The organism is Paraburkholderia sp. FW306-2-2C-D06C (genome assembly GCF_058781505.1).
Map to the genome: position 1 here is coordinate 58,083 of NZ_JBYSWU010000021.1, position 15,049 is coordinate 73,131.

Annotated in this window: 15 protein-coding genes; 9 read left to right on the forward strand and 6 right to left on the reverse strand. The window is 64.2% G+C overall.

All coding sequences use genetic code 11. The annotated features are described in order from the left end of the window. Nucleotides 1-4 precede the first annotated feature (4 nt). The 8 genes from AC3WLT_RS17765 to AC3WLT_RS17800 are packed head-to-tail and all read left to right on the forward strand — an operon-like array spanning nucleotide 5 to nucleotide 7,148. Nucleotides 5-1,069, forward strand: a complete 1,065-nt coding sequence (locus AC3WLT_RS17765; protein ID WP_492593006.1) for a maleylacetate reductase — start codon at nucleotides 5-7, stop codon at nucleotides 1,067-1,069. 51 nt (nucleotides 1,070-1,120) lie between these two features. Beyond that, complete coding sequence (locus AC3WLT_RS17770; protein ID WP_492593007.1) at nucleotides 1,121-2,422, forward strand: ABC transporter substrate-binding protein; 1,302 nt, start codon at nucleotides 1,121-1,123, stop codon at nucleotides 2,420-2,422. A gap of 20 nt (nucleotides 2,423-2,442) precedes the next feature. After that, nucleotides 2,443-3,165 carry an ABC transporter ATP-binding protein gene (locus tag AC3WLT_RS17775; protein WP_492593008.1) on the forward strand — a complete coding sequence of 241 codons (723 nt, stop codon included), beginning with the start codon at nucleotides 2,443-2,445 and terminating at the stop codon, nucleotides 3,163-3,165. A 2-nt stretch (nucleotides 3,166-3,167) separates the two neighbouring features. Continuing rightward, nucleotides 3,168-3,878, forward strand: a complete 711-nt coding sequence (locus AC3WLT_RS17780; protein ID WP_492593009.1) for an ABC transporter ATP-binding protein — start codon at nucleotides 3,168-3,170, stop codon at nucleotides 3,876-3,878. Continuing rightward, nucleotides 3,875-4,741 carry a branched-chain amino acid ABC transporter permease gene (locus tag AC3WLT_RS17785; protein ID WP_492593010.1) on the forward strand — a complete coding sequence of 289 codons (867 nt, stop codon included), beginning with the start codon at nucleotides 3,875-3,877 and terminating at the stop codon, nucleotides 4,739-4,741. The genes AC3WLT_RS17780 and AC3WLT_RS17785 overlap by 4 nt, the downstream gene beginning before the upstream one ends. Nucleotides 4,742-4,750: 9 nt before the next feature. Further along, nucleotides 4,751-5,845 carry a branched-chain amino acid ABC transporter permease gene (locus tag AC3WLT_RS17790; RefSeq protein ID WP_492593011.1) on the forward strand — a complete coding sequence of 365 codons (1,095 nt, stop codon included), beginning with the start codon at nucleotides 4,751-4,753 and terminating at the stop codon, nucleotides 5,843-5,845. Between the two features lie 17 nt (nucleotides 5,846-5,862). Next, nucleotides 5,863-6,726: an intradiol ring-cleavage dioxygenase gene (locus AC3WLT_RS17795; RefSeq protein WP_492593012.1), complete on the forward strand. Its 864-nt coding sequence runs from the start codon at nucleotides 5,863-5,865 to the stop codon at nucleotides 6,724-6,726. A gap of 11 nt (nucleotides 6,727-6,737) precedes the next feature. Beyond that, nucleotides 6,738-7,148: a Rieske (2Fe-2S) protein gene (locus AC3WLT_RS17800; protein WP_492593013.1), complete on the forward strand. Its 411-nt coding sequence runs from the start codon at nucleotides 6,738-6,740 to the stop codon at nucleotides 7,146-7,148. Between the two features lie 74 nt (nucleotides 7,149-7,222). Here the strand turns inward: AC3WLT_RS17800 and AC3WLT_RS17805 are convergent, their stop codons facing one another. The 4 genes from AC3WLT_RS17805 to AC3WLT_RS17820 form a co-directional block, all read right to left on the reverse strand. Further along, nucleotides 7,223-7,708: a hypothetical protein gene (locus AC3WLT_RS17805; RefSeq protein WP_492593014.1), complete on the reverse strand. Its 486-nt coding sequence runs from the start codon at nucleotides 7,706-7,708 to the stop codon at nucleotides 7,223-7,225. Between the two features lie 339 nt (nucleotides 7,709-8,047). Further along, on the reverse strand, nucleotides 8,048-8,722 hold the full coding sequence (locus AC3WLT_RS17810; protein WP_492593015.1) for a response regulator: 675 nt from the start codon (nucleotides 8,720-8,722) through the stop codon (nucleotides 8,048-8,050). A 211-nt stretch (nucleotides 8,723-8,933) separates the two neighbouring features. After that, entirely contained in the window at nucleotides 8,934-9,947 is a 1,014-nt protein-coding gene (locus AC3WLT_RS17815) for an ABC transporter substrate-binding protein (RefSeq protein ID WP_492593016.1), read from the reverse strand. Nucleotides 9,948-10,230: 283 nt separating this feature from the next. Continuing rightward, nucleotides 10,231-11,391: an alpha-hydroxy acid oxidase gene (locus tag AC3WLT_RS17820; RefSeq protein WP_492593017.1), complete on the reverse strand. Its 1,161-nt coding sequence runs from the start codon at nucleotides 11,389-11,391 to the stop codon at nucleotides 10,231-10,233. 108 nt (nucleotides 11,392-11,499) lie between these two features. On the opposite strand from AC3WLT_RS17820, the gene AC3WLT_RS17825 reads away from it, so the two are divergent. Beyond that, nucleotides 11,500-12,327 carry an IclR family transcriptional regulator gene (locus tag AC3WLT_RS17825; RefSeq protein ID WP_492593018.1) on the forward strand — a complete coding sequence of 276 codons (828 nt, stop codon included), beginning with the start codon at nucleotides 11,500-11,502 and terminating at the stop codon, nucleotides 12,325-12,327. A 31-nt stretch (nucleotides 12,328-12,358) separates the two neighbouring features. Here the strand turns inward: AC3WLT_RS17825 and dapA are convergent, their stop codons facing one another. Further along, nucleotides 12,359-13,267, reverse strand: a complete 909-nt coding sequence (gene dapA / locus AC3WLT_RS17830; RefSeq protein ID WP_492593019.1) for a 4-hydroxy-tetrahydrodipicolinate synthase — start codon at nucleotides 13,265-13,267, stop codon at nucleotides 12,359-12,361. Nucleotides 13,268-13,293: 26 nt separating this feature from the next. Next, nucleotides 13,294-14,979, reverse strand: coding sequence for an ABC transporter permease subunit (locus tag AC3WLT_RS17835; protein ID WP_492593061.1), 1,686 nt, complete (start codon nucleotides 14,977-14,979; stop codon nucleotides 13,294-13,296). Nucleotides 14,980-15,049 lie beyond the last annotated feature (70 nt).

The following is a 15,049-nucleotide window of genomic DNA, read 5'->3' on the forward strand; positions in this document are numbered from 1 at the left end:
CGCCATGGAACCGTTCATCTACAACGGCTTGCCGTCGCGCGTGATCTTCGGCGCGGGCAGCCTCGACCAGCTCGGTCGCGAGATCGGTTTGCTCGGCGCGACGCGGGCGATCGTGCTGTCCACACCCCAACAGCGTGCACAGGCCGAAGCGCTGGCCGCAAGTCTCGGCGCGCGAGCGGCGGGGGTCTACGCAGAAGCCGTGATGCACGTGCCGGTCGAAACGGCTCGCGCGGCACGCGAGTTTGCCGCACAGGTCGGCGCCGATTGCGCGATCGCGATAGGCGGTGGTTCGACGACGGGTCTCGGCAAGGCGATCGCACTCGAAACCTCACTGCCGATCATCGCGATTCCGACCACCTACGCCGGTTCCGAGATGACGCCGATTTACGGTCTCACCGAGGGCGGCGTCAAGAAGACCGGTCGCGATCTGCGTGTGTTGCCGAAGACGGTGATCTACGACCCCGCGTTGACGACGTCGCTGCCGCCGGGGTTATCGCTCACGAGCGGTATCAACGCGATCGCCCACGCCGCGGAAGGGCTCTATGCGCAGGACGCGAATCCGATCATCAGTCTGATGGCGGAAGAGGGCATCCGCGCGCTCGGCCAGGGTTTGCCCCGCGTGATCGAGCAACCGGGCGATCTCGCCGCGCGTGGCGACTGCCTGTACGGCGCATGGTTGTGCGGCGCGGTGCTCGGCAGCGTCGGCATGGCCTTGCATCACAAGCTGTGTCATATGCTCGGCGGCACCTTCAATCTGCCGCACGCGGAGACGCACACCATCGTGTTGCCGCATGTGCTCGCCTACAACCGCGAGGCCGCGCCTGACGCGATGCAGCGTATCGCTTGCGCCTTGCACGCCGGCGATGCCGCGCAAGCCGTGTTCGACCTCGCTCGCGATCACGGCGCACCGACTGCGCTGAAAGACATCGGTCTCACCGCAACCGATCTCGACGTCGCGCTCGGTCTCGCGTTGAAGAACCCGAACCCTTACTGGAATCCGCGGCCGGTCGAGCATGCGCCGCTGCGGGCGTTACTCGAAGCGGCTTTCGACGGGCGGCGACCGATTTAGCGCGCTCGATCCCGCTCGATCCCATTCATATAAAAAATTCAGGAGACAACCATGGACGCATATTCCTTCGATGCGAGGCGCCGCCGCTTCGTCACACTCGCGGCAGGCGGCGCGTTCGCCGCCACGGCCTCGGCATTCTCGCCGCTGGTATTCGCCGCCGGTCCACGCACGCTGAAAATCGGCTACGTGTCGCCGCAAACCGGACCGCTCGCGCCGTTCGGCGAAGCGGACCGCTTCACGATCCAGCAGATGCAGACGGTGCTGAAAAACGGCATCGCGATCGGCGGCAAGACGTATCCGGTGTCGATCGTCGTCAAGGACAGCCAGTCGAATCCGAATCGTGCCGGCGAGGTCGCCAACGATCTGATCCTGAAGGACAAGGTCGACATCATGCTGGTGTCCGGCACGCCCGAGACCGCGAATCCGGTCAGCGACGCGTGCGAGCTGAACGAGATGCCGTGCGTGTCGACGGTGGTGCCGTGGCAGCCGTGGTTCTTCGGCAGAAAGGGCGATCCGAAGAAGGGTTTTCGCTTTACCTATCATTTCTTCTGGGGACTGGAGGACGTGATCGCCGTCTACACCGGCATGTGGCAATCGGTGCAGACCAACCACAGCGTCGGCGGCCTGTTCCCGAACGATGGCGACGGCAACGCATGGGGCGACGCAAAGCTCGGCTTTCCGCCGGTGCTCGCACAAAAGGGTTTCACGCTGAAGGACCCGGGCCGCTTCCAGAGCATGACGCAGGACTTCTCCGCGCAGATTTCGTCGTTCAAGCAGGCGAATGCGCAGATCGTCACGGGCGTCGTGATCCCGCCGGACGCGAAGAATTTTCTGGTGCAGGCGCGCCAGCAAGGTCTGAAACCCAAGGTCATTTCGATCGGCAAGGCGCTGCTGTTTCCGACCTCTATCGAAGCGCTGGGCGATCTCGGCGAGGGCCTTTCCACTGAGGTGTGGTGGTCGCCGTCGCATCCGTTCAAGTCGTCGTTGACGGGGCAAAGCGCGCGGCAGCTCGCCGACGACTACGAACGCGTCACGTCGAAGCAATGGACTCAACCGATCGGCTTCGCTCATGCGTTGTTCGAAATTGCCGTCGATTCGTTAAAGCGCGCGAAAGACGTCGATTCGAACGAAGCGATTCGCGACGCGGTGGCGTCGACGCAGCTCGATACGCTGGTCGGGCATGTCGCGTGGGGCAGCGGGCCGGTGAAGAATGTCGCGAAGACGCCGCTGGTGGGCGGGCAATGGCGCAGTGCACAAGGATCGGGACAGAAGCATCGCTTCGATCTCGCGATCGTCAACAACCAGCTCGCGCCGAGCGTGCCGCTGTCCGGCCCGCTCAAGCTGATCGCGTGACTCGATAGCGGAGAGGGACGATGAACCCAGTTCTCAGACTGACCGGCGTATCGAAGCGCTACGGCGCGCTACAGGTGACCGACGACATCAGCTTCGCCGTCAAACGCGGCGAAACCTACGGCATCCTCGGCCCGAACGGCGCCGGCAAGACCACGCTGTTCAATCTCGTCAGCGGCGACGTGCGGCCCGATCAGGGCAGCGTCGAATTCGACGGCGCGGATGTGAACCACTTGCCGCCGCATCGGCGTTGCGCCGCCGGAATCGGCCGCTCGTATCAGGTACCGCGGCCGTTCGGCGGCATGACGGTGTTCGAGAACCTGCTGGTCGGCGCGACCTTCGGCGGTGAACTGGCCGAGCACGCCGCCTACGGCGTTTGCATCGACGTGCTCGAACGCACGGGCCTCAAAGCCCGTGCCAACCAGTTGGCCGGCACGCTCGGGCTGCTGGACCGCAAGCGCCTCGAACTGGCCCGCGCGCTCGCGACCCAGCCGCAGCTGCTGCTGCTCGACGAGATCGCCGGCGGCCTGACTGAACCCGAAACGCACGAACTCGTCGACGAGATTCGCCGCGTCAAGGAGCGCGGCGTGACGATCGTGTGGATCGAGCACGTCGTGCATGCGCTGCTCGCGGTGGCCGACCGGCTGCTCGTCATCAACTTCGGCAAACGGTTGGCCGAAGGCGCGCCCGCCGCCGTGATGGACAACCCCGAAGTGCGGCGCGTGTATCTCGGACTGGAGGCATGACCATGTCGGCATTACTGGAGACTCGCGCGCTGAGCGCGTTTTACGGCGACTTCCAGGCGCTGTTCGGCATCGACGTGACGGTCGCGCCGGGCGAGGTGATCGCGCTGATCGGCTCGAACGGCGCGGGCAAATCGACCTTCCTGAAATCGGTGGCGGGTCTGCTGCGCCCGCGTGCCGCCGGGCAGATCCTGTATCGCGGCGAGCCGATCGGCGGCGCGGCTGCGGCGGGCATCGTCGGCAAGGGCATTGCGCTGGTGCCGGAAGGACGGCGCCTGTTCGCGAGCTTGAGTGTCGAAGAAAACCTCCTGCTCGGCGCGTTCTGCAAACGGCCGGGGCGCTGGAACCTGCAAAGCGTCTACGCGCTGTTCCCCGTGTTGCAGGAGCGCCGTCATCACGCAGCCTCCGCGTTGTCGGGCGGCCAGCAGCAGATGGTCGCGATTGGCCGCGCGCTGATGAGCAATCCCGATCTGCTGATGTGCGACGAACTCTCGCTCGGCCTCGCGCCGGTGATCGTGCGCGAGATCTATGCGGCGTTGCCCGCGATCGTCGCGGGTGGCATGAGCGCGATCGTCGTCGAGCAGGACGTGCAACTGGCGCGCCGCGTGTCGTCGCGTTTCTATTGCTTCCAGGAAGGACGTGTGTCGCTGGCGGGCATATCGGCCGAGGTGTCGGACGAGGCGATCACGCAAGCGTACTTTGGAGCGGTGGCATGACTACCTTCTTCAATATCGTCGTGCAAGGCGTGCTGCTCGGCGCGCTGTACGGGCTCTTCGCGATGGGGCAGTCGCTGGTGTTCGGTGTGATGCGGTTGACCAACACCGCGCACGGCGATTTCATCGTGCTGCTGGTGTTCGTGCTGTTCGCGTTGACGAGCTTCGCCCATCTGCCGCTTGCCGCGACACTCGTGCTGCTGCTCGTGATCGCGTTCGGCGCGGGTTATGCGGTGCAGTACGCGATCCTCAACCGGGTCAGCAGCCGCGATCCGCTGCCTTCGCTGATCGTCACGTTCGGTTTGTCGATCGTGATCCAGAACGTGCTGCAGCAGGTGTTCTCCGCCGATCCGCGTTCGGTCGCAACAGGCAGCTTCGAGTCGAAGAGCATCGCGCTCGCGGGGGGCATCACGCTCGGCTATCTGCCGCTCATCACGCTGGCGGCGACGGTTGCGCTCGCCTTCGCGATGCAGTGGCTGTTCGGCCGCACGCCGCTCGGCCGAGCGTTTCGCGCCACCTCGGACGACCGCGAGATCGTGCAACTGATGGGCGTTTCGTATCGCCGCACCTATGCGCTGGCGATGGGCATCGCCTTCGTGCTGATCGCGCTCGCCGCCGCGCTCTATTCGATGCGCACCGCAGTCTCGCCGACCGACGGCCCGGCGTTGCTGCTGTACGCGTTCGAAGCGGTGATCATCGGCGGGATGGGCTCGTTCTGGGGCACCTGCATCGGCGGCATCGCGCTCGGCATCGCGCAGCAGGTGGGCTTTTATTTCGATCCCGGCTGGGGCATCTGGCTCGGCCACGTGGTGTTTCTCGGCGTGCTGGTGGCGCGGCCGCAGGGCTTGCTGCCCAAAACCGCATAGAGGTTCGACATGACCATGCAATTGAACATGCCCGCAGCGGGTTTCGAAGTGCGGCGCGCGACCCGCGCGAGCCGGGTGGCGGCGATCGTGCTCGTGCTCGTCGCGCTGGCGGTGGCGAGCGCGCCGTGGTGGGCCGGGCGCGACGCGATGCGCGATTTCGTGCAGCTCGCGTCGTATCTGGTGTTCGCGCTGATGTGGAACCTGCTGGCGGGTTATGGCGGGATGGTGTCGATCGGGCAGCAGGCGTTCTTCGGAATCGGCGGCTACGGCATGCTAATCCTCGCGAACTATTGCGGCATCTCGCCGTTCGTCGCCGTACCGGTCGCGGCGCTGATTGCGACGATCGTGGCGATTCCCGTATCGCTGGTGGCGTTCCGGCTGGAAGGCGGCTACTTCGCGATCGGCACATGGGTGATCGCGGAGGTGTTCCGGCTGACGGTGGCGAACGTGTCGGTGCTCGGCGGCGGCTCCGGCACGAGCCTGACCGCGCTGCAGGGCGTGCCGCGCGCGCTGCGCGAATCGCTGACGCTTTGGCTCGCGCTGGCCATCGTCGCGGCGGCGCTCGGGTTGCTGTATCTGTTCCTGCGCTCGAAAGCCGGCCTCGCATTGACCGCGATGCGCGACAATGCAGTGGCAGCCAGCAGTCAGGGCGTCGACGTGAAGCGCGTGCGGCTGATCGTGTATCTGGTGTCCGCGTGCGGTACGGCACTAGCCGGCGGCCTGTATTTCGTCGGCAACCTGCGCATTTCGCCCGATGCCGCGTTTTCGGTGAACTGGACCGCGTTCGGTATTTTTATCGTGATGATCGGCGGTCTCGGTACGCTGGAAGGACCGATCGTCGGCGCGCTGATTTTCTTCGTGCTGAACCGGTTCCTGTCCGACTTCGGCACCGGGTATCTGATCGGACTCGGCGTGCTGGCGATCGTCGTGACCCTGTTTTTTCCGCAGGGCCTGTGGGGCTTCGTATCGCGCCGCTATGGCCTGCAATTGTTCCCGGCGCAACGGCGCGTCGTGTTTGTCGATGCCGGTTCATCGCAGCAGATTTCGCATCACGGCGCTTCGGCCGATTCCGTCGACGCGCAGCCGGCTCCCCACCGCGCATGAAGCACATGAGGTCGATCATGAATGACGAAACCATCCATCCGTTGACGCAGAACGTGCTCAAGACGTTTGCCGGTTGCACCGATCCGCGTCTGAAGCAGATCATGACCGCGCTGGTCGAACACCTGCACGCGTTTGCCCGCGAAGTAGAACTGACCGGCGACGAATGGCGCCGCGGCATCGAATTTCTCACCGCCACCGGCGACAAGTGCAGCGGCATCCGCCAGGAGTTCATCCTGCTGTCGGACACGCTCGGCCTGTCGATCATGGTCGATGCGATCAACCACGGGAGCGAGGGCGACACCACCGAGAGCAGCCTGCTCGGCCCGTTCTATCGCGAGGGCGCCAGGAATGAAGCATTCGGCGCCAACATCGCGCGCACCGAAGGCGAACCGGCGCTGTTCCACGGCCGCCTCGTCGACGAGCGCGGCGCGCCGGTGGCCGGCGCGCTGATCGAGGTATGGGAAACGGCGAACAACGGCATGTACGAAGGCCAGGACCCCGATCAGCCCGAGAGCAATCTGCGCGGTAAATTCCGCTCACGGCCGAACGGCGAATACGCGTTCAGAACCATCAAACCGACCAGCTATCCGATTCCGAGCGACGGTCCGGTCGGAAAAATGCTGATGGCGACCGGCCGTCATCCGATGCGGCCCGCGCACGTTCACTTCCTGATCGAGGCGACCGGCTACGAAACGCTGACCACTGCGCTGTATTCCGCCGGCGACCCGTATGTCGAATCCGATGCGGTGTTCGGCGCAAAGCCGTCGCTCGTGATCGACTATGTGCCGAACAGCAGCGCGGCGGCGGCAAAGGAGTGGGACTTGCCGAGCCCGTTCTTCGAAGTGAAGCGCGACTTTGTGCTGTCTTCACGGCGCGCTTGAGGAACCGGGTCATGAACGCGGCGAGTCCCGAACCTCGAGCGGATTTCCTGTGTTCGCTCGACGACATTCCTGACGGCGGCGCGCTCGAGATTGCCGCTGAGCAATCCGGCGCGCCAGGTGTCATCGTGTTGCGCCGCGGCGATCTGGCGTGGGCCTACCGCAACGTGTGCCCGCACTTTTCGATTCCGCTGAACTACGAGCCGAACACGTTCTGGGCCTATGACGCCGAATTGCTGATGTGCGCGCATCACAGCGCGATGTTTCGCTTCGAGGACGGCCTGTGCATCGACGGCCCTTGTCAGGGCGCGGCACTCACGGCCGTCGACATTCGCATCGAGCACGGGCAAGTATTCAGCGACGGCTGTGACGATTCTGCGCAAGCAAGCCGACGGACGCTGGCTGCTAGTGCGCGGCCAACCTGATGACGACGCAGGCATGATGGATGCGCACGCAGCGGTTGCGTTGCGTCGAGCACGCTCGTGCGGCGTCAGCGCGCCTAACGCGTCTCATGCGTCTCATGCGTCGATTGCCCGATCTGATGCTCGTTGCAGACGACTGCCGTGAGTAACATGGGAATGACCTGGTGCACAATCGCGTCGCTGCCGGCCTGGCGCACGCGTGTTTCTACTGTCTCGACCGGCCCCGACACCACGGCACCATAAAGGGGCGCTGCAATCGCAGCGCCGCTTCCTTTCTTGAAGATCGTGTCGTCCCGCTCGAAACCGATGACGGCATAGACTCGAAAGCCGAACACCGTCAGATCGCTGCCGTGAGCCGGCCGAAACGCATTGACCGAATTATTCTCGACACGCATCGGATTCGAATCGATGAATTGCCCGTTCTCCAGCGACATGATGAATGTGTGAGGATTCGATCTGCAGTCGAACTCGCTATCAAGCGGATGGGCGTGCGCCACCACCGACCAGAGGGTCGCGCGCAGTGCAGTGAGCATGACTAGAGCGATGCGAAGGTGCGTTTTCATGCCGGATGGGCGAGCACCTGGTCCGGTCGCTCGCCGACTCGTGTCGGAAATAGCAATTTCTCATATTCGCCGGATTTGTGCCTTCGCAAAGTGTGCGCTGACGCTCTTTGCGGGCCAGCTTGAGGGGGCGCGGCGCCGGGGCGCCGGGGCGCCGGGGCGCAATAGGCAGGCGCGCCGCAGCGATGAACGCCGAAATTCAGCATTGCACGAACCGCGAGAACACCCGCGCTGCGGCCTCGGTCATTGCCGCCTACCGAGAACGACTGGTTGGTAAAGCCATCGCGGTTCACCTGTACAACTAGGTGAAATCACTGATGTACGGGATTGGACATGTTTCTGCTAGAACGTATCCTTGCTGCGCAGGATGTAGCCAAGACCACGCAATGTCATGATCTGCGCGCTCGACGTGCTGAGGTGCTTGCGCAAACGGTGGATATAGAGGTCGATGGCGTCCGCGCTCAGCTCGTCGCCGAAACCGGACATGCTCTCCATCAAGGCCGCCTTCGAAACCGTCTTGCCCTGTCTTGCCATCAGGGCCTCGAGAATGGTGTGCTCGCGGCGTCGTAACACCAGTGGCGTGTTGTCGAGGAGGAATACGCGCGTGCCGGCCAGGTACTGCAGGTCGCCGCAAACGAGGACGTCCGGCATGCCGCCCGATTGCCGGCGAATCAGCGTCTCGATACGCGCGACCAGTTCACGTGCATCGAATGGCTTGACGACATAGTCGTCAGCACCCGCACTGAAGCAATCGAGCTTGTCGTCTGTCGAGCCATATGCCGTCAGCATCAATACGGGCACCTTGTCGCCGCGACGGCGTAACCGCGCCAGCACTTCCTTTCCGTCCATGCGGGGCAGTCGGATATCGAGCAGCACCGCGTCGTAGCGTTGAGCCGTGAGCACCACATCCGCGCGTTCACCGTCGGGGACGCAATCAATCGTGAAGTTCTGATTGCGCAGCAAGTTGACAATCCAGTGTGCGAGTTCAGCGTTGTCTTCCACGAGCAGCAGCTTCATCGCGTTTCCTCACTTGCGCTACGCACGGGCAAACCGTGGCGCCGAGGCTCATGGGCTCGACGTCCACATCCCGGGCGAACACGCGGACGGCTTCACGCACACACTGGAATGCATTGCCGACTACCACGAAGTTGCCGGTACGAAGGCGGTACCGGCATGGCATCGGGGTCAGGCGGCACGCGACACGCAACAACGGTCGGTAAGCGCCGGTTTATTTCGCGCTGACAAACTCGTTGGTATAGGTTTTCCCCAGCTCGACACGCTTGCCCTTGACCGACGGATTGAACGCCGACAAGACCTTGAGCACGGTGGCCGGGCCGTCGGCCGGCATCTTGCCGTCCGCGGTGTACATCGGCAGCGAAGCCTTCAGCGCGCTCACGTAGAGCGGCTTGTCCTTCTGATAGTCGTCGGGCATCTTCGCGGCGATTTCTTCCGCACTGTGCGTGTGGATGAACTGCATCGTGCGAACGAACGCGTGCGCGAGCTTCGCTGCTTCAGCCTTGTGCGAATCGGCCCATGCCGCCTGCACATAGAGGCTCGACGCCGGGTAGGTGCCGCCCAGCGCCGCCTTCGTGCCCTCGACCGAGCGCATGTCGACCAGCACCTTGGCGTCGCCGGACTTCTGCAACGCCGAAACCGTAGGTTCGGTCGTCATGCCCGCGTCAATGCGGCCCTGCTTGATTGCCGCGATGAAGCTGGCGTCGGCGCCCACCGGCAGCATCGTGTATTCCGTCGACTGGATGCCGTGTTGTCCGGCGAGGTATTGCGTGAGGAAGCTGGTCGACGAGCCGAGGCCCGTCACGCCAAGCGTCTTACCCTTCACGTCGGCCATCGATTTGATCGTATCGGCGGCTTTGGTCGATACCAGCTCCACCTCGCCCGGCACCTGCCCGAACACCACGATCGCCTTGACGTCCTTGCCTTTGGTTTGCAGATCGATCGTATGGTCGTAGAAGCCGACCACCGCCTGGACAGCACCCGCCAGCAGTTCGTTTTCCGCGTCGACACCGGCCGGCTGCGACAGCAGTTCGACGTCAAGCCCTTCGTCCTTGAAATAGCCGAGCTGTTCGGTCAGGCGTGCCGGCAGGTAGATCAGCTTCGTGATGCCGCCCACCATGATGGTGATCTTGCCGCTGTCCGCCGCCGTCGCCTGCTGCGAGGCAAGGCCGAACAGCAGGCTGGAAGCGATGGCGATATGGCGCAGCGTGCGAACGCTCGGGGTCATCGATAGTCTCCGTTATTGTTTCTGGCGGCGGGATGCCGCCTGTCGGTCTGCTTTGACGGAGCGATTCTAGGTGAGCGAATCCTTCTCCCGGCTTTCACTGAGGTCCATGCCCGATACGGGATTTCCACTAGCAGCCGCTTGAGTTGACCCACGGTCACGACTTCACCCGAACGATGAAATAGCGCGATCGCTTCGTTCGTTTAAGTTCTGCGCGAACCCGCTTTCAGCACCCGCGGCACGGGACTCTCACCGTGCCGATTCGTAGCGGCCGGCTTTTTCCCGCTCAACCGCGCGGAGCGTCCGCGGCCGGCGTGAGCCCGACGAATGCCGGGTTGAGGTCCGCGATCCTTTCGCATCCCAGCAACTGCATCGCAATCAGCATCTCGCTCATCATGAGCGTCAGCACCTCGCTGACGCCGTCGGCGCCTCGCGCGGCGAGTCCATACAAAGGGGCGCGCCCCAGCAGAACGCCGCGTGCGCCTAGCGCGGCCGCTTTCAACGCATCGCTGCCGCGCCGCACGCCGCCGTCGATAAAGACATCGAGCCGGCCGTCGACCGCCTCGGCGACCTGCGGCAGTATTTCGAGCGGCGCAAACGTGCTGCCCAATTGCCGCCCGCCGTGATTGGACAGGACGATGCCGTCGGCGCCGTGACGCAGCGCCAGCAACGCATCGTCGACGCCCTGGACGCCTTTGACGATCAGCTTGCCATCCCAATGCCGCCGCAGCCACGCAAGATCCGTCCACGACAGCGTCAAATCCATCTGGCGGCTCAGCATCGCGGCGTGACGGGCCAGGTCGTTGCGCTCGCCGACACTCTTCGCGATGTTTTTTAGCGCCGGCGAGCCGTGCCGCAGCATGTGCCAGCACCACGACGGATGCGTCAGGCAATCGACGATCAGCTTCGGCGAGAGCCGCAACGGCAAGCGGAAGCCGTTGCGTGTGTCGTGGTCGCGCTTGCCGTGCACGGGCACGTCGACGGTGAGAACGAGCGTCGAGTAACCGGCGGCGCGCGCGCGGCGCATCAGATCTTCCGCAATGCCGCGATCTTGCTGAACATACAACTGCATCCACAGGTCGCCCCGCGGCGCGGCCGCGCGCACATCCTCCAGCAAAGACGTCGACGCCGTCGACAACACAAACGGCAAGCCCGCCGCGCTCGCGGCCTGCGCGAGCAATTCATCGGCGCGCGGCCAGAACAGACCGTTCAGGCCGGTCGGCCCGACGATCAACGGCGCGGCCGCGGCGTGTCCGAAGAATTGCGTCGCGCTCGAACAGCGCGAGACGTCGGTCAACACGCGCGGCTTGAAGAGCCAATGCCGATACGCTTCGCCATTGCGCCGTAACGCGTCGCCGTCCTCGGCGCCGCCGTCGAGATAGTCGAAGGCGAGACGGGGCAGGCGCGTGCGGGCGGCTAACCGGTAATCGGCGACGCATGAATACATGAACACTCCCGGCGTCTCGCGCGCCTCGGTTAGTCCTTCAGTTGAGCAATTCGATTGCATTACAATCGAGATAACCGTCATGCAATCTCTTTGAGGCCATTCACCGCCATGTCAGAACGCGCCTCCGGCAGATCCCGTGAACCCCGCGAGCCGGCCAGTTCGCGCTCGTCGCTTTTCGTCGGCTCGACCGAGAAAGCCTTTCAGGTGCTGCATGCGTTCGACGGTCCGAACCGGCACATGACGCTCGTCGATATCGCCCGCGTGTCAGGTCTCGACCGCAGCGCCACTCAACGCGTGGTCCATACGCTCGAGGTGCTCGGCTATCTGTACCGCGTGCCCGATACGCGCAACTACGGACTGACCACCAAGGTGCTGCAGTTTTCGTACAACTACGTGCGCGCCAACGAACTCATCGACAAGGCGTCGCCGTATCTGCTCGACATCAGCCGGCGGCTCGGCGAAACCACCAATCTGCTGGAACTCGACGGCCATGAAATCGTGTTCGTCGCGCGCTTTCCCGGTCAGCATCTGGTGAACATCGACATCGTGGTCGGCGCCCGTTTGCCGGCCATGTTCACCGCCGCCGGCATCGCGATTCTGTCGCGTCTGTCCGACGAGCGCGTGCGCGAAATCCTTGCGCAAACCCGCCTCGATCCGCTCACGCACTACACCGAAACCAATCCCGACAAGCTGCTGGAGCGTGTGCGCAAAGTCGCGCGGCGCGGCTACGCGGTGATCGAAAACGAAACCGTGCTCGGCGACATTTCGGTTGCGGCGCCGGTCACGGATCACGGCGGCATGGGCGTGGCCGCGATCAACATCTCGGTGCCGACCTCGCGCTGGTCGCGCGAAAGGGTGGAAGCCGAACTGGCGCAGCACGTGCAGGTCGCCGCGACTTCGATCTCGAAGTCGCGGCTCACAGGCTATCAGCGCTGATCGCACGGATCGCGCCGGCCGCGCCGGCCGATCAAAGACGGCGCTCGAACACGTCGAGCTGCTTGTCGAGTTCGACGCGCAGGCTTGCCGACAATTCGGGCGCCGCCTGAACGAGCGGCGCGAGCATATCGGGCGCATGGACGCCGATCAGATCCATCACCGACTTCATCGGCCCCGGATTGGTTTCGGCGAAGGCCATGTTCATCAACGGAATCAGTGAACGGTGCAGCGCCAGCGCCTGCTGGGTCTTGCCCTCGGAGGCGAGCCGATAGATCTCGCGCCACGCGCTCGGCAACAGGCTGGCCGTGACGACAATGCCGCCGCGGGCGCCGGCCGCGACATGCAGCGGAAACAGCGTGTCTTCGCCGCTCAATACGGCAAACGATTCGTCGACGCCCGCCACCGTGCGCAGGAAGTGCCACATGTCGGTGTTGCACGCCTTCATGCCGACGATGCGCTCGTGCTTCGACAGGTCGTGCAGCACTTCGGGGGCGATCGCGATGCGCGTGCGATACGGGATCTCATAGACCAGAATCGGCAGCGGCGATTCATCGGCGTAGCGCATAAAGTAATCGCGAATGCCGGCCTGGGTCGGATTCGTGTAATAGGGCGTCAGAACCAGCAAGCCGTCCGCGCCCGCCGCGGCGAACTCCTTGCCGGCCTGCAACGCGTCGTGATAGCCGGGATCGAGCACGCCCGCGATGACCGGAATGCTTGCCGCCGCGGCTTCCTTGACCGTGATTTCGGCCATGCGGATGCGCTCGGCACGCGCCAGCGCGCCATATTCGCCGGTGCCGCCGAGCGGCACGACGCCGTCCACGCCCTGTTTGAGCAGGTAGCGCATCAGCGTGCGTGCGGCGTCGGCGTTGATGGTGTCGTCGGCGTTGACCGGGGTGGGAATGGCCGGCAGGACACCGCGCAGTTGTTGTGCTGAAAGCATAAGAAGTCCCGGTAGATGAGGTGAGTTCAGGAAGCGAGGCTGCGCCGGCGCAGGTGGTCCGCTACCCAGATAAGAACGGCGATGAAGGCGAACAGACAGGTCGATACGGCCGCGATGACCGGCGAGATCTGCATGGTGATTTCGTCCCAGAACTGCTTGGGCAAGGTCGTGCTCATGCCGCCCGAGCTGAACAGCGCGATAGTCAGCTCATCGAACGAAGTGGCGAAGGCGAACAGGAACGACGACATCAGGCCCGCGCCGAGAATCGGAAAGGTGACGCGGCGCAGTGTGGCCCACGGGCGTGCGCCCATGCTTTGCGCGGCGAGGTCGAGGCGCGTGTCGTAGTTGCGCAGCACGGCCATCATCGTGATCACCACGTAGGGCACGGCCACCGTGGTATGAGCGAGCACCAGGCCAAACGACGAACCCACCAGGCCGATCTTCGCGAAGAAGTAGAAGATGCCGACCGCGATGATCATGCGCGGCACCACGATCGGCGAGAGCACGAACGCGAGCATGGCCGCTTTGCCGCGCATGCCGCCGCGTACCAGCAGGAAGGCGGCAGGTGTGCCGATCAGCATCGACAGCACGCCGGTGCCGAAACCGACCAGCATCGAGCGCGTGATCGCCTGCATCCACAGCGGCGAGTCGGCGATCTGCCGGTACCACTGCAGCGAAAAGCCATGCGGCGGCCAGGCGAGCCCGGAGCCCGAGTCGAAGGAAAGCGGAATCATCAGGAAGGCCGGCGCGCTCAGGAACACCAGCAGCAGAAACACGATCACGCGTAAGCTCAGGCTTTCGCCGCTGCCGGACACGGCCCGCTTGCGGCGCCTCGGCAGCACGCCGATCAGTGCATCCGTCGCGTTGCCGAGCACGGTGAGGATCGCGTCGCCGAGCTTGCGGCTCCAGCCGCCGCCGGCTCGCGAGGCGCTTGCCGCGCTGCTGTCGCCGGCCATCGTCGAGAGTCCCACCATGCGGTCGTAGACCAGGAACACGATCAGCACGACAGCGAGCAACAGCACCGAGATCGCGCCCGCGAAACCCCAGTTCAGCGCCTGCATCACCTGATCGATGATCAGTTGCGTGATCATCGTTTGATGACGGCCGCCTAGCAGCGTGGGCGTGATGAAAAAGCCGATCGACGTGACGAACACCATCAACGCGCCGGCCGCGACGCCCGGCAAGGACAGCGGAAAGTACACCTTCCAGAACACCGTGCCGGGACGCGCGCCGAGCGTGGCGGCGGCGCTGGGCAAACGGCGGTCGATGTTCTCCATCACCGACAGCATGGTCAGCACCGCGAGCGGCATCAGTGCGTGCACCATCCCGACGATCACACTGGAGAAGTGATAGAGCAGGCTCAACGGTTCGTCGATGATGCCGAGCTTGAGCAGCATCTGATTGATGACGCCGTTGCGCCCGAGCAGCACGACCCACGCGAACGTGCGCACCAGAAAGCTGGTCCAGAACGACAGCAGCACCCAGAACAGCAGCCGGTTCTTGCGCTCGCGCGTCAGCGACGAAATCAGATACGCGATCGGATAGCCGGTCAGCACGGAGAAGAAGGTGGTCCACAGCGACACTTTCAGTGTGATCAGCAATACGTCCACATAAACGGAGGACGCGAACAGCCGCTTGTACTCGAGCAGCGTGAAGCCGCTGCCGTTGTGAATGCTCAGCAGCAGGAGCTGGCCCACTGGGTAGACCAGCATCACGAGCAGCAGCACGACGAGCGGCGCCCCTTTCGCGCCGGGGCTCAACCACGCGCGCCACGCCGCGCGC